The organism is Pseudomonas purpurea (assembly GCF_039908635.1).
Taxonomy (GTDB): domain Bacteria; phylum Pseudomonadota; class Gammaproteobacteria; order Pseudomonadales; family Pseudomonadaceae; genus Aquipseudomonas; species Aquipseudomonas purpurea.
The window spans coordinates 4,403,773-4,422,836 of the sequence record NZ_CP150918.1 but is presented as its reverse complement, the minus strand read 5'-3'; the positions used below and the strand labels follow the sequence as shown (position 1 = coordinate 4,422,836).

Below are 19,064 nucleotides of genomic sequence, written 5' to 3'. Positions count from 1 at the left end.
AGTTCAGGAACAGCCCGTGACCTCCATCTTCTGGTACGACTATGAAACCACTGGGATCAACCCGCGCTGCGACCGCCCCTTGCAGGTGGCGGGGATTCGCACCGATTTCGATCTCAATGAGATAGACGCGCCGGTCAATCTCTATTGCCAGCCCAGCGACGACATCCTGCCCCACCCCGTGGCATGCATGATCACTGGCATCACCCCGAGCCGCCTCGCCGAGCAGGGCTTGAGCGAAGCCGACTTCATGACTCGGGTGCATGCGCAACTGGCCGCCCCCGGCACCTGTGGCGCCGGTTACAACACCCTGCGCTTCGATGATGAGATGACCCGCTACAGCCTCTATCGAAACTTCTTCGACCCTTACGCCCGCGAATGGCAGGGCGGTAACAGTCGCTGGGACTTGATCGATGTGGTGCGCGCCGCGTATGCGTTGCGCCCGGACGGCATTGTCTGGCCCGAGGAGGACGGTCGCGTCACGCTGAAACTCGAACGCCTGACGGCGGCCAACGGCATCGACCATGGTCATGCCCACGAGGCCTTGTCCGATGTGCGTGCGACCATCGCCCTGGCGCGCCTGATTCGTGAGAAACAACCCAAGCTCTATGACTGGTTGTTCCAGTTGCGCAGCAAGCAGCGGGTGATGGACCAGGTTCGGTTGTTGCAACCGATGGTGCACATCTCCGGTCGCTTCTCGGCGGCCCGGCATTATGTCGGCGTGGTTCTGCCGCTGGCGTGGCACCCGCGTAACCGCAATGCGCTGATTGTCTGCGACCTGCACCTCGATCCCCAGGGCCTGCTCGATCAGGACGCCGAGACCTTGCGCCAGCGGTTGTATACCCGCCGTGACGACCTGGCCGACGGCGAACTGCCGGTGCCGCTCAAACTCATTCACGTCAATCGTTGCCCGGTGGTAGCACCGTTGTCGGTGTTGCGTGCCGAAGATCAGCAACGTTTGCAGTTGGACATGGCCGAGTATCAGGCACGGGCGCTGCGGCTAACTGACGCACAAGAAGTGTGGGGGCATAAACTTCAGGCGATTTATGCCAGTGATGACTTCGCGGCAAGTCTGGACCCTGAACAACAGTTATACGACGGTTTTCTAGGTGACCGGGATCGCCGTTTATGCGAACGCGTCAGGACCGCGGAGCCGATGCAATTAGCACAAGAGCAGTGGCCGTTCGATGACGAGCGTTTGCCGGAATTATTATTTCGTTATCGCGCCCGTAACTTTCCCGATACGTTGAGTGGCGAGGAGCAAGAACGCTGGCAATTATTTTGTCGGCAGCGTTTGTCTGAGGCTGAACTGGGCGCCCCGAATACCTTGAGTTCTTTTAATGAGGCGCTGGCAGAGTGCTCGCTTAGTGCTTCATCGATTCAGCGACTGGTACTGGACGAGTGGCAAGACTATGCGCAATCTTTACGCAAACGTTTGAGTCTTTAAAAACTACCTGTGCTAACACCCGAATCACAGGCATAAAAAAACGCCAGCGAATGCTGGCGTTTTTTGGTGACCGCAGCGTGTGCTGCGATCACAGGTTGCGGCTTAGCCCAGCAGGGTAGCCCAGCCTTCAACCACGTCGCCGCCCCACTTGGCTTTCCACTCTTTCAGCGTCTTGTGGTTGCCACCTTTGGTTTCGATGACTTCGCCGTTGTGCGGGTTTTTGTATTGTTTAACCTTGCGAGCACGTTTGGTGCCGGTAGTTTTCACAGCGCCGCGTGGTGCTTTAACTTTCGATTCTGGATCCAGCAGCGCGATGATGTCGCGCAGGGACTTGGAGTACTCGCCCATCAGGGTGCGCAGTTTGCCTTCGAATTCCAGCTCGGTTTGCAGTTTGTCGTCTTGGGACAGGTTCTTCAAACGGGCTTGCAGCTCTTTGATAGCTTCTTCTGTGGCGCGGTATTCGTTGATCAGGGACATGAGGACTACCTTATGTTGGGCGCTGGATGACAGGTTACAGTGCGGCAATAATAGTCAGACAGTTTCATCAAGTAAACATTTAGACGGGCTTTTATTTAATTTAATTAGTGTGGTTAGCGCAAAAAGCGGGTGTGCAGTTAAATAAGGTGATGTAGTCAACACAGATATTCACAATTGCGTGCTTGTGTAATGAACCAAACAGCGATCTCGACGCTGTCGCGTAACGCGCCCGAGCGGCCTCTGCATTCCATGGCGAGTTCATCCTGTGACCCAAGCGTCAGGAGTACTGCAGGTTTGCCGCACAATCGCTAGAATAGCGGCCTTTGCGAAGTTCTGGAGTTTTCCCCTCATGCGCACTTTTCGGCTAGTGATTGCTTGCCCGGACCGCGTCGGCATCGTTGCTAAAGTCAGTAACTTTCTGGCGTCACATAACGGCTGGATCACTGAAGCGAGCCATCACTCGGACAATCTCAGTGGCTGGTTCTTCATGCGTCACGAAATTCGTGCCGATTCGCTGCCTTTCGGTATTGAGGCTTTTCGCGAGGCGTTTGCGCCCATCGCCGAGGAGTTCTCGATGGATTGGCGCATTACCGACACCGAGCAGAAGAAGCGCGTGGTGTTGATGGCCAGCCGTGAATCCCACTGCCTGGCTGACCTGCTGCACCGCTGGCACAGCGATGAGCTGGACTGCGAGATTTCCTGCGTGATTTCCAACCACGACGACCTGCGCAGCATGGTCGAGTGGCATGGCATTCCTTACTACCACGTGCCGGTCAATCCTCAGGATAAAGAACCGGCGTTCGCCGAAGTGTCGCGCCTGGTCAAGCAGCACGATGCCGAAGTGGTCGTGCTTGCCCGTTACATGCAGATTCTGCCGCCGGCGTTGTGCACCGAGTACGCGCACAAGGTCATCAACATTCACCACAGCTTCCTGCCGTCGTTCGTTGGCGCCAAGCCGTATCACCAGGCGTCGATGCGCGGCGTGAAGCTGATCGGCGCTACATGCCACTACGTGACCGAAGAGCTGGATGCCGGCCCGATCATCGAGCAGGACGTGGTGCGCGTCAGCCACAGCGACAGCATTGAAGACATGGTGCGTTTCGGCCGTGACGTCGAGAAGATGGTGCTGGCCCGTGGCCTGCGTTATCACCTTGAGGACCGAGTGCTGGTCCACGGCAACAAAACCGTAGTGTTCTGATCGCCGACGTGATGATTGAAAAAACAAGGGCCTGAGCGTTCAATCGCCTCAGGCCCTTTTTCAGAGTGAGGTAGGGGAGATGGCTGATCCACTGGACAAAGCGACTTCCAAGGCGCCAGCAACCCTGGGCGAGGGCTGTCTGAGTCGTTACGATCCGGATGACCTGAGTGCCGAGGACGGCACGGATTTTCCTGGTGCTGCCGAACTCTGGGAGCAATTGCAGGAGAAGCCCGCACCTACGCCTGTAGGCGCGGAATTACCCGCAAAGAAGCCCTGAAGGGCGTTAGATTCGGAAACTGCCTACCAACTGCTTCAGGCGTGCAGCTTGCTGTTCCAGGTCGGAGCAGGCACGCAGTGTCGATTGCAGGTTCTCTACCCCTTCCTGATTGAGCGTGTTGATCTCGGTGATGTCGATATTGATCGACTCCACCACGGACGTCTGTTCCTCGGTGGCGGTGGCCACCGACTGGTTCATGCCGTCGATCTCACCGATACGCAAGGTCACGCTGTTGAGGCGTTCGCCGGCCAGGTTGGCGATTTCCACGCTGTCCTGACTGTGACGCTGGCTTTCGCTCATGGTGCTGACCGACTCGCGGGCACCCACTTGCAGTTCCTCGATCATCGTTTGTACTTGCTGCGCCGACTCCTGGGTGCGGTGTGCCAGGTTGCGCACTTCATCAGCCACCACCGCGAAACCGCGCCCGGCTTCACCGGCTCGTGCCGCTTCAATCGCCGCGTTGAGTGCCAGCAGGTTGGTTTGCTGGGAGATGCTGGTGATCACTTCCAGAATCTGCCCGATGTTCACGGTCTTGCTGTTCAGCGATTCAATGTTGGTACTTGACGCGCTGAGCATGCTCGACAACTGGTTCATCGCTTTGATGCTGCGGTCCACCACTTGCTGGCCGTCTTCGGCCAGGTTGCGGGCGTCGCTGGCCTGATGGGAGGCCTGAGCGGCATTGCGGGCGATTTCCTGGGCGGCGGCCCCCAGTTGATTGATCGCGGCGGCCACGCTGTTGGTACGGCTTGATTGCTCGTCAGAGTTGAGCATCGAGGAGTTGGACGCACTCACCACCCGCAAGGCGACTTCGTTGACGTGCTCGGTGGCCGAAGACACTTCGCGGATCGAACCGTGGATGCGCTCCACGAAACGGTTGAACGCGTTGCCGAGGATGCCGAATTCATCCTGGTTCTGGATGGCCAGGCGTCGGGTCAGGTCGCCTTCACCGTCGGCGATGTCCTGCATGGCGCGCGTCATCACGTTCAGCGGCTGGAGCAGGATGCGGATCAACATGCCCAGCAGGGCGATGATGATGGCCACGGCAATGACGGTGGCGATAATCGCGGAGGCGCGGAAATCGCTGAGCATGGAAAAGGCTGTGTCTTTGTCCACGGACAGGCCGATGTACCAGTTGACCGATGGCAGGCCTTTGATCGCGGTGAAGGTGATGATGCGGGTTTTGCCATCGACTTCGACTTCGGCGACGTCGCCATTGATACGCGGGGTGTTCTGCGGGTAGGCCTCGCTCAGCGATTTCATCACCAGCGCTTTGTCCGGGTGAACCAGGATCTTGCCGTCGGCGCTGACCAGGAAGGCATACCCCATGCCGTCGAAATCCAGGGCCTTGAGGTTGTCGATCAGGGTTTGCAGGCTCAGGTCGCCGCCGACTACGCCGACGCTCTGGCCGGCTTTTTTCGAGGCGGTGGCGATGGAAATGATGGTCTGGCCGGTGGCTGCGTCGATATAGGGTTCGGTCAGCGTGGCGCTGGCATTGTTTTCAGCGCCCTTGTACCAGGGCCGAACGCGCGGATCGAAGCCGTCCGGCATTTTCGCGTCCGGGCGGATGGTGAAACTGCCACGGGCATCACCCAGGTAGGACGCCATGAAGGTCGACGTCAGGGCTTTCTGTTCCAGCAAGCTGGCAACGTTGGCCTGTTCCGGGTTGATAGCGATGTTCTGGGCCAGGTTTTCGATCAGCAGGATGCGTCCCGACAACCAGGTTTGAATATTGCCCGCAGTGACATCACCCATTTCGTGCAGGTAATTGTCCAGATCATTGCGAATCGCATTGCGCTGTAAGTAGTCGTTGTACAGCGTGAAAGAGGCGAAGGCGGCAATGACGATGAGGGCGGCGGCAAGCAGGATTTTATGGCTGAAGCGCAGATTTTTGTTCATGGCTTGTGGTGTCCGCTAAGGTCTTATTGTCCAGGGCGCGCTGTTGGAAATACGCGCAAAATGGGCATTATTGAAAGTAAGCTGATATTTCCATCTCTCCTTAGGGAATTATCTGACCTAATTTTCAGTCTGGTCTCTCGCTTAACTCTATCGGCCGTGCAGGACTAAAGATTAACCATGGGTGACAAAATGCCTGACTCCTCGCAACTCGTTATCGGTGCTGACCTTGAGGGGCAACCGATCGCTCAGGCCATGCGCCTGGCGAACCGTCACGGTCTGGTGGCAGGGGCCACCGGCACGGGCAAAACCGTGACGCTGCAACGGCTGGCCGAAGCGTTCAGCGATGCTGGCGTGGCGGTGTTTGCCGCGGACATAAAAGGTGACCTGTGCGGTCTGGGCGCAGCCGGCAACCCTCAGGGGAAAGTCGCCGAGCGTATCGCCGGGATGCCTTGGCTCAACTACAAGCCTCAGGCGTATCCGGTGACCTTGTGGGACATCCACGGCCAGAGCGGTCATCCCTTACGCACAACCTTGAGTGAAATGGGCCCGCTGCTATTGGGCAGCTTGCTGGAGTTGACCGACAGTCAGCAGTCGGCGTTGTACGCCGCGTTCAAGGTCGCCGACCGTGAAGGCCTGTTGCTGCTGGACCTCAAGGATCTAAAAGCACTGCTCAACCACCTCAAGGATCATCCCGAGCTGCTGGGCGATGACGCCGCGCTGATGACCACCGGTTCCAGTCAGGCGCTGTTGCGGCGGTTGGCGACTCTGGAGCAACAAGGCGCGGAAGCGTTGTTCGGCGAGCCTGCGTTGCAATTGCAAGACATCCTCGCGCCGGCCAGCGACGGTCGTGGGCGGATCCACTTGCTGGACGCCAGCCGATTGGTGCATGAGGCGCCCAAGGTTTACGCGACATTCCTGCTATGGCTGCTGGCAGAACTGTTCGAACAGTTGCCTGAGCGCGGTGATGCGGAAAAACCGTTGCTGGCGTTGTTCTTCGATGAGGCGCATTTGCTGTTCGCCGGTACGCCCAAGGCGTTGCAGGAGCGGCTGGAGCAGGTTGTGCGGTTGATCCGTTCAAAAGGCGTTGGTGTGTATTTCGTCACCCAGTCCCCTGGCGACTTGCCAGATGACGTCCTGGCTCAGTTGGGGCTGCGCGTGCAACATGGCTTGCGGGCGTTTACCGCCAAAGAGCAGAAGTCCCTGAAAGCGGTGGCGGACGGTTTTCGGCCGAACCCTGCGTTCAGCACACTGGGCGTGCTGACGGAGCTGGGCATCGGTGAGGCGCTGGTCGGCACCTTGCAGGAAAAGGGCACCCCGGAAATGGTCCAGCGTGTGCTGGTGGCACCGCCGCAATCGCGTATCGGGCCGTTGAGTGAGGCTGAGCGAGCAGCACTGATCAGCAGTTCGCCGCTGGTCGGTCGTTATGACAAACCGATTGATCGCGAGTCGGCCTATGAAGTGCTGATGGGGCGTAAAGGCCTGGCGCCGGAAACAGAAGCCGCACCGGGTAAGCCGCAAGCCGAAGAACCGAGCCTGGCCGACAAGGCGGGCGAGTTCCTGGGTACCGCCGCCGGGCAGGCATTGAAGTCGGCCATGCGCCAGGCCGCCAATCAACTGGGTCGACAACTGGTGCGCGGTTTGATGGGGTCGTTGCTGGGCGGCAGCAAACGCCGGTAGTGTCTGACACTCGGCGGTGTGTCGATCGCGAGCGGGCTCGCTCCCACACTGGATTGTGTTCAACTCCGATCTAATGTGGGAGCGAGCCTGCTCGCGATGGAAGCGCCTCGGTGTTACGGCTATACCGCGTTATCGTTCATCGCGGGCAAGCCCGACTCCTACAGAATGTGTGGATGCGTCAGGTTTTGGGTTTGGCGTGAGCCGCCAACCGCTCCAGCGCGGCGCGCAGGTTCGGGTCGCTGATACCGTCGGCGGTGGCCTGAATGGTCGCGCCGGCATCGGTCGACAAACTGATGGTGTGGCCGGCAGCGCCCTGTTGCACGGTTGGCGGTTGCACCTTGAACAGAATCCGCGTCAGGCTGGCGAACTCGTCGAACATCTGCAATTGCCGTTGCAGGCGTTTCTGCTGATAGCGCAGCCGGGTCGCCCAATGGCCATCCGTGACAATCAGCAGCAAACTGCCTTCGCGCCAGGAGGCCACGTGACAGTGCTCGCGGGCGGCAGGTTGCAGTTGGCTTTCCAGCAGGCGCTGTAAATGACCCAGGCGTTGTGCATGGCCGAAAATGGCTTTCAGCGGCTTGGCTTCGCGAAGCAGAACGGCGGGTGCCCTGGCCGTAAGAGGGCGAAATGCCATGATCGAACACCTGAAGTAACAGAGTCGCCATGGTAGCAGAAAGCATCCGATGCGCCTGACCCATTGCTTTGTTACCGCTTTACCCATTAAATCAACGGGTAACTTCTGCCGAGGACGGCTTGAAGTTCAGCAAAATGCCCTTATTTTAAGTGAGCCCCGTCACAGCGCTGTGCATGCATCGTGGAATAACGCCACTTTCCTCACCATCGTTTCCGGGTAGAATGCTCGTTCGCATGCGGCCATGAGGGCTGCACGGGCGACTCACGGGGCCGCCCTCCATCCCTTTGTGTGGAAGATCCTGCCGATATGTTTGCGCCTTTGTTAAAGAAACTTTTTGGAAGCAAGAACGAGCGCGAAGTTAAACGCATGCTCAAGACGGTACAGATCGTCAATGCCTTCGAAGAGCAAATGGTGGCCCTTTCGGACGATCAGCTACGCGCCAAGACCGAAGAGTTCAAGGCCCGCATCGCCAAAGGTGAAACCCTCGACAAACTGCTGCCTGAAGCCTTTGCGGTCGCCCGCGAAGCCGGCAAGCGTGTCATGGGGATGCGTCACTTCGACGTCCAGTTGATCGGTGGCATGACCCTGCATGAAGGCATGATTGCCGAAATGCGTACCGGTGAAGGCAAGACCCTGGTGGCAACACTGGGTGTTTACCTCAATGCACTGTCCGGCAAGGGCGTGCACGTTGTTACCGTGAACGACTACCTGGCGCGCCGCGACGCCAACTGGATGCGTCCGCTCTACGAATTCCTCGGTCTGACGGTCGGTGTGGTCACCCCGTTCCAGCCGCCAGAAGAAAAGCGTATCGCCTACGCTGCCGACATCACCTACGGCACCAACAACGAATTCGGTTTCGACTACCTGCGCGACAACATGGCGTTCAGCATGGAAGAAAAATTCCAGCGCGAACTCAATTTTGCCGTGATCGACGAAGTCGACTCGATCCTCATCGACGAAGCCCGTACCCCGCTGATCATTTCCGGTCAGGCCGAGGACAGCTCCAAGCTGTACATCGAGATCAACAAACTGATCCCGCAGCTTGAGTTGCACGTCGAGGAAGTCGAAGGCGAAGTCACCAAGGCCGGTCACTACACCGTTGACGAGAAGACCCGCCAGGTCGAACTCAACGAAGCCGGTCACCAGTACATCGAAGAAGTGCTGACCCGCATCGGCCTGCTGGCTGAAGGCGAGAGCCTGTACTCGGCGCACAACCTGGGCCTGTTGACCCACGTTTACGCCGGTCTGCGTGCGCACAAACTGTTCCATCGCAACATCGAATACATCGTTCAGGACGGTCAGGTCGTACTGGTCGACGAACACACCGGCCGTACCATGCCGGGTCGCCGTTTGTCCGAAGGCCTGCACCAGGCCATCGAAGCCAAGGAAAACCTGAACATCCAGGCCGAAAGCCAGACCCTGGCCTCGACCACGTTCCAGAACTACTTCCGTCTCTACAACAAACTGTCCGGCATGACCGGTACGGCAGACACCGAAGCGTTCGAATTCCACCAGATCTATGGTCTGGCGGTCATGGTCATTCCACCGAACAAACCGCTGGCGCGTAAAGACTACAACGACCTGGTGTTCCTCACCGCGGACGAGAAGTACGCCGCCATCGTTGCCGACATCAAGGAAAGCATGGCCCAGGGCCGCCCGGTGCTGGTGGGTACTGCCACCATCGAAACGTCCGAGCACATGTCCCGACTGCTTGAGCAGGAAGGCATCGAACACAAGGTTCTGAACGCCAAGTTCCACGAAAAAGAAGCTGAAATCATCGCTCAGGCCGGTCGCCCGGGTGCACTGACCATCGCCACCAACATGGCTGGTCGTGGTACTGACATCCTGTTGGGTGGCAACTGGGAAGTGGAAGTCGCGTCGCTTGAAGACCCGACGCCAGAGCAGATCGCCCAGATCAAGGCCGACTGGCAGAAACGTCACCAGCAAGTGCTCGAGTCGGGCGGTTTGCAGGTGATTGCATCCGAGCGTCACGAATCGCGCCGTATCGACAACCAGTTGCGCGGTCGTGCGGGTCGTCAGGGCGACGCCGGTTCCAGCCGTTTCTACCTGTCGCTGGAAGACAGCCTGATGCGTATCTTCGCCTCTGACCGGGTGAAGAACTTCATGAAGGCCCTTGGCATGCAGCCAGGCGAAGCGATCGAGCACCGCATGGTGACCAACGCCATCGAAAAGGCTCAGCGCAAGGTTGAAGGTCGTAACTTCGACATTCGCAAGCAACTGCTCGAGTTCGACGACGTCAACAACGAACAGCGTAAAGTGATCTATCACATGCGTAACACGTTGCTGGCTGCCGACAACATTGGCGAAACCATCGCTGACTTCCGTCAGGACGTGCTCGACGCCACCGTCAGCGCTCACATTCCGCCGCAATCGTTGCCTGAACAGTGGGACGTTGCCGGTCTGGAAGCCGCTCTGCAGAGCGACTTCGGGGTGAAACTGCCGATCCAGCAATGGCTCGACGAAGACGATCACCTGTACGAAGAAACCCTGCGCGAGAAGCTGATGGCCGAGCTGATTGCCGCGTACCACGAGAAAGAAGACCAGGCGGGCGTCGAAGCGCTGCGCACCTTCGAGAAACAAATCGTTCTGCGCGTTCTGGATGACTTGTGGAAAGACCACCTGTCGACCATGGACCACTTGCGTCACGGCATCCACTTGCGTGGCTATGCACAGAAGAACCCGAAGCAGGAATACAAGCGCGAGTCGTTCACGCTGTTCTCCGAGCTGCTGGATTCGATCAAGCGCGACTCGATCCGTGTGCTGTCTCACGTTCAGGTTCGCCGCGAAGACCCGATCGAAGAAGAAGCACGCCTGCGTCAGGAAGCCGAGGCACTGGCTGCGCGCATGCAGTTCCTGCACGACGAGGCTCCAGGTCTGGAGCAACCGGAGTTGCTGGGTGAAGAGGTCGATGTTGCCCTCGCCACCGCGCCGGTACGCAACGAGCAGAAGCTGGGTCGCAACGAACTCTGCTACTGCGGTTCGGGCAAGAAGTTCAAGCATTGCCACGGGCAGATCCAGTAACACCCGTTTCATACGCTGATATACCCGCGCCGCGACCGGCTTCAGCCGTCGCGGCGTTTTGCCATTTAAACCACCGTCCCTTGTGATGACGGTGCAGACATCACACCTATTTAGGAGCGCACTCATGGCTGTTGGTCTTGGTCCTTTGCCTACGTTGCACCCGGTTGCCGGTTTTGAACTCGGTATTGCCTCGGCCGGCATCAAGCGCCCAGGGCGCAAAGACGTCGTGGTCATGCGCTGTGCTGAAGGCTCGACAGTGGCGGGGGTATTCACCCTGAACGCTTTTTGCGCCGCTCCGGTGATCCTGGCCAAGCAACGCGTGCAAGGTCCGGTGCGTTACCTGTTGACCAACACCGGCAACGCTAACGCCGGGACCGGCGAGCCTGGCCTGGCTGCCGCCGAGCGTACCTGCGCCAAACTGGCCGAACTGGTGGGCGTCGATGCAAGCCTGGTGCTGCCGTACTCCACGGGTGTGATCGGCGAACCGCTGCCGGTCGAGAAGATCGAAGGCGCGCTGCAAGCGGCCCTCGACGACCTGTCGGTGAACAACTGGGAAGCCGCGGCCACGGGGATCATGACCACCGACACCCTGCCAAAGGGTGCGAGCCGCCAGTTCCAGCACGACGGCGTGACCATCACCGTCACCGGCATCAGCAAAGGCGCCGGGATGATTCGTCCGAACATGGCGACCATGCTGGGTTACATCGCCACCGACGCCAAAGTGTCGCGCGATGTGCTGCAAAACCTGCTGCTGGACGGCGCCAACAAGTCGTTCAACCGCATCACCATCGATGGCGACACCTCGACCAACGACTGCTGCATGCTGGTTGCGACCGGCCAGGCTGCACTGCCGGAAATCACCGAGGCCAGCGGTCCGCTGTTCGCCTTGCTCAAACAAGCGGTGTTTGAAGTGTGCATGGACGTAGCCCAGGCCATCGTCCGCGATGGTGAAGGCGCAACCAAGTTCGTGACCGTTGAAGTCAACGGCGGCGGCAATCATCAAGAGTGCCTGGATGTCGGTTACACCGTGGCACACTCGCCGCTGATCAAGACCGCGCTGTTCGCCTCCGATCCGAACTGGGGCCGTATCCTGGCGGCCGTGGGCCGTGCCGGTGTGCCGAACCTGGACGTGAGCAAGATCGACGTGTTCCTCGGCGAAGTCTGCATTGCCAGTCGTGGTGCCCGCGCAGCGACTTACACCGAAGCCCAGGGCTCGGCGGTGATGCAACGTGAGGAAATCACCATCCGTATCGAGCTGGGGCGCGGCGATTGCAGCGAAACCATCTGGACCACTGACTTGTCCCACGAATATGTGAAGATCAACGCCGAGTACCGTACCTAATCACCTGTTAGACCGAGTCGTTGCAATCGCGAGCAAGCTCGCTCCCACAGTAGATCTTCATTGAACACAGTAGTTGTGTACGGCAGGATCCAATGTGGGAGCGAGCTTGCTCGCGATGACGGACGACCAGAAACTGAAGACTCTGGCCTGTTCCCCCTTACGAGAAGGCACCAAAACATGAGCCTCCACCTGATCATCGGCGACAAACTCTATTCCTCCTGGTCCCTGCGCGGTGCCTTGGCACTGGAACTGGCAGGTGCGACCTACACCGAAGAATTGATCAAGCTGAACCAGCCGGACACCCGTGAGCGCCTGCTCAAGCACTCGCCGACCGCCAAGGTGCCGCTGCTGAAAACCGAACACGGCACCATTGCCGACTCGTTGGCCATCGCTGAGTACCTGGCCGAGCGTTTCCCGAACGCCGACCTTTGGCCAAAAGACATCGCCGCACGGGCCCAGGCGCGTTCCGCCTGCGCACAGATGCACAGCGGTTTCTTCGCCATGCGCGGCAACATGCCGTTCGACCTGAGTCACGACGCGGCGCTGTCGCCGACGCCACCTGAGGTGAAGGTGGAAATCGAGCGGATGCTGGCGTTGTGGGCCGAATGCCGTGCAGCAGCCACCGAAACCGACCCGTTCCTGTTTGGGCAGGCAAGCCTGGCGGACGCCTTCTTCGCACCGATTGCCGTGCGTTTGCGCACGTACCAAGTGGCGTTGCCGCCCGCGGACGCGGTGTATGTCGAAGCCATTTATCAATGGCCAGCCTTCAAGGCCTGGCAAACAGCCGGTTTAGAGGAAGCAGCGCGGTGAAACGAGTCCATGTAGCAGCAGCCGTGATCCGCGATGCCAGCGGCAAGATCCTGATCGCCCGCCGTGCCGACACTCAGCATCAGGGCGGTTTGTGGGAGTTTCCCGGTGGCAAGGTCGAGGCCGACGAGTCCGTCGAAGTCGCCCTGGCCCGTGAGCTCCATGAAGAGCTGGGCATCGTTGTCGGCGCTGCGCGTCCGTTGATCAAGGTTCAACACGATTACCCGGACAAGCAGGTGTTGCTGGATGTCTGGGAGGTCTCGGCGTTTACCGGCGAACCTCACGGCGCAGAAGGCCAGCCGTTGGCCTGGGTGACGGCGCGTGAGTTGGCAGGCTACGAGTTCCCGGCCGCCAACCAGCCCATTGTTGCGGCTGCGCGGTTGCCGAGCGAGTACCTGATCACCCCTGAAGGCCTGGAAACCCCGACCTTGCTGCGAGGTATCCAGAAAGCCGTTGCCAGCGGGATCAAGCTGATTCAGTTGCGTGCGCCGAATGGCTACGACCCGCAATACCGGGATCTGGCGGTGGATGCGGCGGGGTTGTGTGCCGGCAAGGCGCAACTGATGCTCAAGGGGCCGTTCGAGTGGCTGGGGGACTTCCCGTCCGCCGGTTGGCACATCACGGCGGCGCAGTTGCGCAAATACGCCAGCGCCGGGCGACCGTTGCCGACGTCGCGCTGGTTGGCGGCGTCGTGCCACAACGCCGAGGAGCTGAGCCTGGCAGAGCAGATGGGCGTGGATTTCGTCACGCTGTCACCTGTGCAACCGACCCAGACTCATCCAGACGCTCAGCCATTGGGTTGGGAGCAGGCGTCGACCTTGATCGAGGGCTTCAGCAAACCGGTGTTCCTGCTCGGTGGCGTTGGCCCGGCCGAACGGCAGAAGGCTTGGGAAAGCGGTGCGCAAGGTGTGGCTGGGATTCGGGCGTTCTGGCCTGAGGCGTAAGCCTGCGTTGCTGCTACTGCCGTCATCGCGAGCAAGCTCGCGATGACGGCCTGACAGGCGACAACTTCCTCTCGGATTAAACGCCCGGTTTGGCGGCGGCCTGCCACAAAATCTCCGCAATCCCCTGGCGCTTGGCAATCAGCCGCGCCGCCACGAACAGCAAATCCGACAACCGATTGATGTATGCCAGGCCAACCCCGGCCAACGGTTCAACCGCGTTCAAATGCTGGCAACGCCGCTCGGCGCTGCGGGCCAGGCTGCGGCAGACATGAGCTTGGGCAATCAGGGCCGAGCCGCCAGGCAAAATGAAGTTTTCCAGTGGCCCCAGTTCTTCGTTCCACACATCAATCGCCGCTTCCAGCCGTTCGACTTCGGCCCCGTTCAATGCCTGATACACCGGCATCGCCAGTTCGCCGCCCAGGTCGAACAACCGGTGTTGGCAAGGTTCAAGCACCTCGATCACTTCGGCCAGGCCCGGATGCACAGGGCGCTGTTCCGCCAGCCCGGCCAACAGCAAACCCAGTTGACTGTTGAGCGTATCGACCTCGCCAATGGCTTCTACCCGAGGATGGTCCTTGGGTACGCGGCGACCGTCGCCCAGCCCGGTTTCGCCCTTGTCCCCGGTGCGGGTGTAAATCTTCGACAAGCGAAAACCCATGCTTAGCTCTCCAGTAGATTGAGTTCTTGAGGGGCGAGCGGGGTGCTCGCCAGTGGCAGGCGCAGCGTGAAGCAAGTGCCTTGGCCCAGCGTCGACTGCACTTCCATCTGCCCCTTGTGGTTGTTGGTGATGATGAAATAGGAAACCGACAACCCAAGGCCGGTGCCCTGGCCGATTTCCTTGGTGGTGAAGAAGGGTTCGAAGGTGCGTTTGCGCACGTGTTCACTCATGCCCACGCCGTTGTCTTCCACCTGGATTTCCGCCCATGGCGGATTCAGTCTTGTGCGCAGAATGATGCGTCCGGGTTCGCTGTCGTCCTCGCGCTGGTGGATTGCCTGCGCGGCGTTTTTCAGCAGGTTGAGCAGCACTTGTTCCAGTTCGTTGGCCGTGCCGGGCACGGGGCCCAGTTGCGGATCGAATTGCCGCACAATCGCCTGGCCCTTGAAGTCGAAGCCGACGATCAGGTCGAAGTCGTTACCAGCGATTTCCACCGCTTGATCGATCAGTGCCGGCAGGTCGCACGGTGCCATCTGCCGGTTGCTGCGGCGACTGAAACTCAACATGTGGGTGACGATCTTCGCCGCTCGCCCGCCGGCCTGTTGAATGCCGTCGAGCAGTTGCGGAACTTCACGGCTTTGCAGGTAGCGGTTGACGCTATCGAGCTCGATACCGGCCTGCTCCGCGGCTTCGAGGTTCTTGGGCAGCTCGCTGGAGAGTCGACGGCGGATGTTCTGCACGTTATGCAGAATCGCCCCCAGCGGGTTGTTGATCTCATGGGCCATGCCGGCCGCGAGACCGCCCACCGAGAGCATTTTCTCCGACTGCACCATCATTTCTTCCAGGGACAGGCGCTGGGTGATGTCGTCGATCCGGATCACCACGCCCCGTCCGGCACCGCCCATCAACGGGTAAAACGTCAGCGCGTAGTGTTTGGCTTCGTCGTCCTTGACCCAGGTCACGCGCTCGATCTTGGCGACCGTGTGTTGCTCGACGGTTTCCTTGAGCTGCGGCAAAAAGGGTTTGAGTGGTTCGAACGCCAGGAAGATCGGCTGGTTCAGGGCTTCGTCCAGACGCGTACCGGAAAGCGCACTGGCTTCCTGGTTCCACTGAGTGACGTAGAGCTGTTCGTCGAGGGCGATCAAGGCGGACGGCATGGAGTCGATGATGCTGTTCAGGTAGTTCTGAAAACCGGTGAGTTTTTTCTCGATCTTGCTGCGAACCTGGACTTCCAGCTCCAGTTTCCGGTTGGTGTGACGGGTTTCTTCCGCCAACCCCTGAGCCTGATCGTAGGCGGCCTGGGAGTCGTCCCGTGCACGTTTGAGTTGCTGTTCGCGGGCTTCTATGCGCGAGAGCATGGTGTTGAAGGCCTCGGCAAGGCTGCCGATTTCGTCGTAGTTGCCGCGTGATGCGCGTAATGAGTAGTTTTCTTCGCGGGTGACCTGGCGCGACAGCTCTTCAAGTTCATGGATCGGTCGGGTGATCAGGCGTTTGATCTGCCGGGCAATCACCAGCCACAACAACACGCTGAAAATCAGGATGCCCAGGCTGGCGGTCAGGGTGCCGGTGTAGAACGCCATCGGCAATTCGCTGCTGGCCACCAGTAACAGATGGCCGGGCTCTTCGCCGGGGCGGGGCAGGGTGATCAGTTGATTGCTGCGAAACTCGGTGGCTTGCCAGGCTTCAATGTGTCGGTAGCGCTCGGGCAGTTGCAGTTTGTCGCCATGCTGCACCTGGGCCAGCCGCACGCCTTTGCCGTCGTACAGGGCAGCGGCGCGCAGGGGGGAATAGGTGTTGAGTTCATCCAGCAGCCTTTGAGCCGTTTGTGGCGAGTCAAGTGCCTGAGCGGCAATGGCCGGGTTGGTCACCAGTCGGCCGATGGTTTGCAGGGCCTGCGGGGCCATGCTTTCCTGGGAGATCCAATACGCGGCGCTGATAAAGGTCAGGTTGGCCACCAGCAGTACGGTGGTCAACAGCACCAGCAGGGCAGCCAGCAGTTTCTGGCCGACCGGCAGGTTTTCAAGGCGCTGGCGCAATGGCATCGGGGTCGTCGCTAAAAAGGAACAGGCAGGCAGCGTAGCCGCTGCTCAGTCGCTGGGCAATCCGCGTGTGTGCAAGTGGGCGATCAGGCGCTGTTGCAGCTGGGCAAGGTGCGGCAGCACCAGTTGATGCCTCGACGCGACCGCGCAGGCGTGCCCCAGCAAGTAGCTGATCTCGGTCCGGCGCTGGTTGGCGACGTCCTGGTACATCGACGAGTAATTGGCCGCTGTCGCGTGGATCACCCGTTCGACTTCCTGTTGCAGGTCCTGCGCGGCGGCCGGTTGACCGCATTGTTCCAGCAGTTCAGTCAGTTCGGCGCACAAGGTCGCGACTTCGCAATGATGCTGCTGCAAACCGCCGTTGCGGCAGTCGTGCAGCACGGTCAGTGGGTTGATCGCGCAATTGAGCGCCAGCTTGCGCCACAGGCGCGTGAGGATGTCCGGGGTCCACTCATGGGGAATGCCGGCGGTGCTCAGGTCATCCAGCCAGAACGGCGCGACAGGGTGGCTGGCGTCGCCCAGCCAGGTGTAGCCGTGGCCGGCGAACACCACGCGCCAATCACCATCGCGAAACGCGCCCTCGGTGCTGGAGGCAAAGATGCAGCGTGCCTGCGGCACCTGCGCGGCTACCGCTTCCTGGCTGCCGAGGCCGTTTTGCAGCAACACCAGCTCGGCATCGGGCGTGAGGCGCGACGCCAGTTGGGCGACGGCGGTTTGCGCGTCGTAGGCCTTGCAAGCCACCAGCAAGCGCTTGATCGGCCCGGAGCTGTCAAAGGTTTCGCCAGGCACGGCGTACACGCGTGCTTCGCCCTGTTCGACCAGCGTCAGCCCGCCTGTCGCTTGATAGGCTTGCAATCGCGCGGCGTCCCGCAGGATCAGTTTCACTGGAAGACCGGCCCGTGCCAGGCGCGTGGCCCAGAGGGTGCCGAGGCTGCCGGCGCCGAGGACATGCCAGGTGGTCGACATCAGCTTTTTGCTCGGATTGTCAGGTGCATGTGAGGCTCGCCCTTCGGATGAGAAAGACCCGTTATAATCAGCGCGGATTTTAACCGCAAGCCAGGCGTGCTCCATCTCTATCGAGCGTGCCCTTTTTTTATTGGAGAGATTACATGCCGTCGTTCGACGTGGTATCCGAACTGGACAAACACGAAGTCACCAACGCGGTCGAGAACGCCGTCAAGGAACTCGACCGTCGTTATGACTTGAAAGGCAAAGGCAGCTTCGAGTTCAAGGAGAAGGACCTGACTGTCAACCTGACCGCCGAGGCCGACTTCCAGCTCGAAGCAATGATCGAGATCCTCAAGCTGGCCCTGGTCAAGCGCAAGATCGACGTTCAGTGCCTGGAAGTGAAAGACGCCTTCGCCTCCGGCAAGCTGATGAAGCAGGAAGCCGTGCTCAAGGAAGGCATCGACAAAGAGATGGCGAAAAAGATCGTCGCCCACGTCAAGGACGCCAAGCTCAAGGTCCAGGCCGCCATTCAGGGCGAGCAGGTGCGTATCACCGGCAAGAAGCGCGATGACTTGCAGGAAGCCATTGCGGCCCTGCGCGCCAAAGAGTTCGGCATGCCGCTGCAGTTCAATAACTTCCGCGACTGATCGGTCTGAGGGAACCTGTGGGCATTATTGACGTCCCAGGCCCAAGCAACGGCAGAAATGAGCGAGCCCCACCGGCCCGGTCTTTCTGCCGTTCAGTTTTTACAAGCCGGGTACCCGGAATCAGGAGAGTGGAATGGATTTGAATGCTGAAGTAGATAACCTGGTCAAGGCGTCCCAGGCGTGGATTCCAATGATCATGGAATACGGCAGCCGTGTGCTGCTGGCAGTCCTCACCCTGGCCATTGGCTGGTGGCTGATCAACAAGCTGACTCACAAGGTTGGCAAACTGCTGGCCCTGCGTAACGCCGACCAAGCGTTGCAAGGGTTTATCAGCAGCCTGGCGAACATCATTCTCAAGGTCCTGCTGATTGTCAGCGTGGCCTCGATGATCGGTGTCGAAACCACGTCGTTCGTGGCCGCGATTGGTGCCGCCGGCCTGGCCATCGGCCTGGCCTTGCAAGGCAGCCTGGCGAACTTTGCCGGTGGCGTGCTGATTTTGCTGTTTCGTCCGTTCCGCATTGGCGACGTGATCGAAGCGCAGGGCATCACCGGTACGGTCGATAGCATCCAGATCTTCCATACCTTGCTGCGCACCGGTGACAACAAGACGGTCATCGTGCCCAACGGCAATCTGTCCAACGGCATTATCACCAACCACAACCGTCAGCCGACCCGTAAGGTGGTGTTCGATGTGGGCGTGAACTACGAGGCCGATCTGCAGAAGGCCCGTGAAGTGCTGCTGGACCTGGCCAAGGATGAGCGCGTTCTGACCGATCCTGCACCGGTGGCGGTGGTTTCGATGCTGGGCGACAGTTCGATCACCCTTTCCCTGCGAGTGTGGGTGAAGACGGCGGATTATTGGGACGTGATGTTCCAGTTCAATGAACATTCCCGCGACCGTTTGAAAGCAGCGGGTATTGATATTCCGTTTCCGCAGCGGGTTATTCGCGTAGTTCAGGAAGCAACGGCCTGACGGTGTTGTTTCCATTACTTGGCTGTTCGGTCAAGTATCGGCGGTGAACTCAAGGGGCGATAAG

At 59.7% G+C, this 19,064-nt stretch carries 16 protein-coding genes; 10 read left to right on the top strand and 6 right to left on the bottom strand.

From position 1 onward, the window contains the following. Nucleotides 1-16 precede the first annotated feature (16 nt). Nucleotides 17-1,444 carry an exodeoxyribonuclease I gene (gene sbcB, locus AABM54_RS19830; protein ID WP_347901682.1) on the top strand — a complete coding sequence of 476 codons (1,428 nt, stop codon included), beginning with the start codon at nt 17-19 and terminating at the stop codon, nt 1,442-1,444. A gap of 102 nt (nt 1,445-1,546) precedes the next feature. Here sbcB and mvaT read toward each other — a convergent pair whose 3' ends face one another. After that, nucleotides 1,547-1,921 carry a histone-like nucleoid-structuring protein MvaT gene (gene mvaT, locus AABM54_RS19825; protein WP_005790963.1) on the bottom strand — a complete coding sequence of 125 codons (375 nt, stop codon included), beginning with the start codon at nt 1,919-1,921 and terminating at the stop codon, nt 1,547-1,549. Between the two features lie 349 nt (nt 1,922-2,270). Between mvaT and purU the strand changes: the two genes are divergently transcribed. Both purU and AABM54_RS19815 read left to right on the top strand, forming a co-directional pair. Beyond that, complete coding sequence (purU, locus tag AABM54_RS19820; protein ID WP_347901681.1) at nt 2,271-3,119, top strand: formyltetrahydrofolate deformylase; 849 nt, start codon at nt 2,271-2,273, stop codon at nt 3,117-3,119. 79 nt (nt 3,120-3,198) lie between these two features. Then, complete coding sequence (locus tag AABM54_RS19815; RefSeq protein ID WP_347901669.1) at nt 3,199-3,396, top strand: hypothetical protein; 198 nt, start codon at nt 3,199-3,201, stop codon at nt 3,394-3,396. Between the two features lie 6 nt (nt 3,397-3,402). Here AABM54_RS19815 and AABM54_RS19810 read toward each other — a convergent pair whose 3' ends face one another. After that, entirely contained in the window at nt 3,403-5,292 is a 1,890-nt protein-coding gene (locus AABM54_RS19810; protein ID WP_347901667.1) for a methyl-accepting chemotaxis protein, read from the bottom strand. 189 nt (nt 5,293-5,481) lie between these two features. Here AABM54_RS19810 and AABM54_RS19805 point away from each other — a divergent pair, with 189 nt between their 5' ends. Next, nucleotides 5,482-6,969, top strand: a complete 1,488-nt coding sequence (locus tag AABM54_RS19805; protein WP_347906262.1) for a helicase HerA-like domain-containing protein — start codon at nt 5,482-5,484, stop codon at nt 6,967-6,969. A gap of 178 nt (nt 6,970-7,147) precedes the next feature. On the opposite strand, the gene AABM54_RS19800 is transcribed toward AABM54_RS19805, so the two are convergent. Beyond that, entirely contained in the window at nt 7,148-7,603 is a 456-nt protein-coding gene (locus tag AABM54_RS19800) for a DUF721 domain-containing protein (RefSeq protein ID WP_008147416.1), read from the bottom strand. A 306-nt stretch (nt 7,604-7,909) separates the two neighbouring features. Here AABM54_RS19800 and secA point away from each other — a divergent pair, with 306 nt between their 5' ends. The 4 genes from secA (at nt 7,910) to AABM54_RS19780 (ending at nt 13,738) form a co-directional block, all read left to right on the top strand. Next, complete coding sequence (gene secA, locus AABM54_RS19795; RefSeq protein WP_347901666.1) at nt 7,910-10,645, top strand: preprotein translocase subunit SecA; 2,736 nt, start codon at nt 7,910-7,912, stop codon at nt 10,643-10,645. 124 nt (nt 10,646-10,769) lie between these two features. Further along, nucleotides 10,770-11,987, top strand: a complete 1,218-nt coding sequence (gene argJ / locus AABM54_RS19790; RefSeq protein WP_347901665.1) for a bifunctional glutamate N-acetyltransferase/amino-acid acetyltransferase ArgJ — start codon at nt 10,770-10,772, stop codon at nt 11,985-11,987. 177 nt (nt 11,988-12,164) lie between these two features. Further along, nucleotides 12,165-12,797: a glutathione S-transferase family protein gene (locus AABM54_RS19785; RefSeq protein ID WP_347901664.1), complete on the top strand. Its 633-nt coding sequence runs from the start codon at nt 12,165-12,167 to the stop codon at nt 12,795-12,797. Beyond that, nucleotides 12,794-13,738: a Nudix family hydrolase gene (locus AABM54_RS19780; RefSeq protein ID WP_347901663.1), complete on the top strand. Its 945-nt coding sequence runs from the start codon at nt 12,794-12,796 to the stop codon at nt 13,736-13,738. The genes AABM54_RS19785 and AABM54_RS19780 overlap by 4 nt, the downstream gene beginning before the upstream one ends. A 76-nt stretch (nt 13,739-13,814) precedes the next feature. Here the strand turns inward: AABM54_RS19780 and AABM54_RS19775 are convergent, their stop codons facing one another. Genes AABM54_RS19775 through AABM54_RS19765 form a run of 3 tightly spaced genes read right to left on the bottom strand, consistent with a single transcriptional unit; the run spans nt 13,815 to nt 17,398 of the window. Continuing rightward, complete coding sequence (locus AABM54_RS19775) at nt 13,815-14,396, bottom strand: cob(I)yrinic acid a,c-diamide adenosyltransferase (protein WP_347901662.1); 582 nt, start codon at nt 14,394-14,396, stop codon at nt 13,815-13,817. Nucleotides 14,397-14,398: 2 nt separating this feature from the next. Next, complete coding sequence (locus AABM54_RS19770; protein WP_347901661.1) at nt 14,399-16,435, bottom strand: ATP-binding protein; 2,037 nt, start codon at nt 16,433-16,435, stop codon at nt 14,399-14,401. Between the two features lie 45 nt (nt 16,436-16,480). Beyond that, the gene (locus tag AABM54_RS19765; RefSeq protein ID WP_347901660.1) at nt 16,481-17,398 is read right to left on the bottom strand and encodes a putative 2-dehydropantoate 2-reductase; all 918 of its coding nucleotides are present in this window, start codon (nt 17,396-17,398) and stop codon (nt 16,481-16,483) included. 143 nt (nt 17,399-17,541) lie between these two features. Here AABM54_RS19765 and AABM54_RS19760 point away from each other — a divergent pair, with 143 nt between their 5' ends. Beyond that, nucleotides 17,542-18,027 carry a YajQ family cyclic di-GMP-binding protein gene (locus tag AABM54_RS19760; protein WP_060539637.1) on the top strand — a complete coding sequence of 162 codons (486 nt, stop codon included), beginning with the start codon at nt 17,542-17,544 and terminating at the stop codon, nt 18,025-18,027. A gap of 133 nt (nt 18,028-18,160) precedes the next feature. Then, nucleotides 18,161-19,000, top strand: a complete 840-nt coding sequence (locus AABM54_RS19755) for a mechanosensitive ion channel family protein (RefSeq protein ID WP_347901659.1) — start codon at nt 18,161-18,163, stop codon at nt 18,998-19,000. Nucleotides 19,001-19,064 lie beyond the last annotated feature (64 nt).

Excerpts from the sequence above, each read along its gene's own strand:
- mvaT (WP_005790963.1), bottom strand. The coding sequence starts at position 1,921 with ATGTCCCTGATCAACGAATACCGCGCCACAGAAGAAGCTATCAAAGAG.
- purU (WP_347901681.1), top strand. The coding sequence starts at position 2,271 with ATGCGCACTTTTCGGCTAGTGATTGCTTGCCCGGACCGCGTCGGCATC.
- AABM54_RS19815 (WP_347901669.1), top strand. The coding sequence starts at position 3,199 with ATGGCTGATCCACTGGACAAAGCGACTTCCAAGGCGCCAGCAACCCTG.
- AABM54_RS19810 (WP_347901667.1), bottom strand. The coding sequence starts at position 5,292 with ATGAACAAAAATCTGCGCTTCAGCCATAAAATCCTGCTTGCCGCCGCC.
- AABM54_RS19805 (WP_347906262.1), top strand. The coding sequence starts at position 5,482 with ATGCCTGACTCCTCGCAACTCGTTATCGGTGCTGACCTTGAGGGGCAA.
- AABM54_RS19800 (WP_008147416.1), bottom strand. The coding sequence starts at position 7,603 with ATGGCATTTCGCCCTCTTACGGCCAGGGCACCCGCCGTTCTGCTTCGC.
- secA (WP_347901666.1), top strand. The coding sequence starts at position 7,910 with ATGTTTGCGCCTTTGTTAAAGAAACTTTTTGGAAGCAAGAACGAGCGC.
- argJ (WP_347901665.1), top strand. The coding sequence starts at position 10,770 with ATGGCTGTTGGTCTTGGTCCTTTGCCTACGTTGCACCCGGTTGCCGGT.
- AABM54_RS19785 (WP_347901664.1), top strand. The coding sequence starts at position 12,165 with ATGAGCCTCCACCTGATCATCGGCGACAAACTCTATTCCTCCTGGTCC.
- AABM54_RS19775 (WP_347901662.1), bottom strand. The coding sequence starts at position 14,396 with ATGGGTTTTCGCTTGTCGAAGATTTACACCCGCACCGGGGACAAGGGC.
- AABM54_RS19770 (WP_347901661.1), bottom strand. The coding sequence starts at position 16,435 with ATGCCATTGCGCCAGCGCCTTGAAAACCTGCCGGTCGGCCAGAAACTG.
- AABM54_RS19765 (WP_347901660.1), bottom strand. The coding sequence starts at position 17,398 with ATGTCGACCACCTGGCATGTCCTCGGCGCCGGCAGCCTCGGCACCCTC.
- AABM54_RS19760 (WP_060539637.1), top strand. The coding sequence starts at position 17,542 with ATGCCGTCGTTCGACGTGGTATCCGAACTGGACAAACACGAAGTCACC.
- AABM54_RS19755 (WP_347901659.1), top strand. The coding sequence starts at position 18,161 with ATGGATTTGAATGCTGAAGTAGATAACCTGGTCAAGGCGTCCCAGGCG.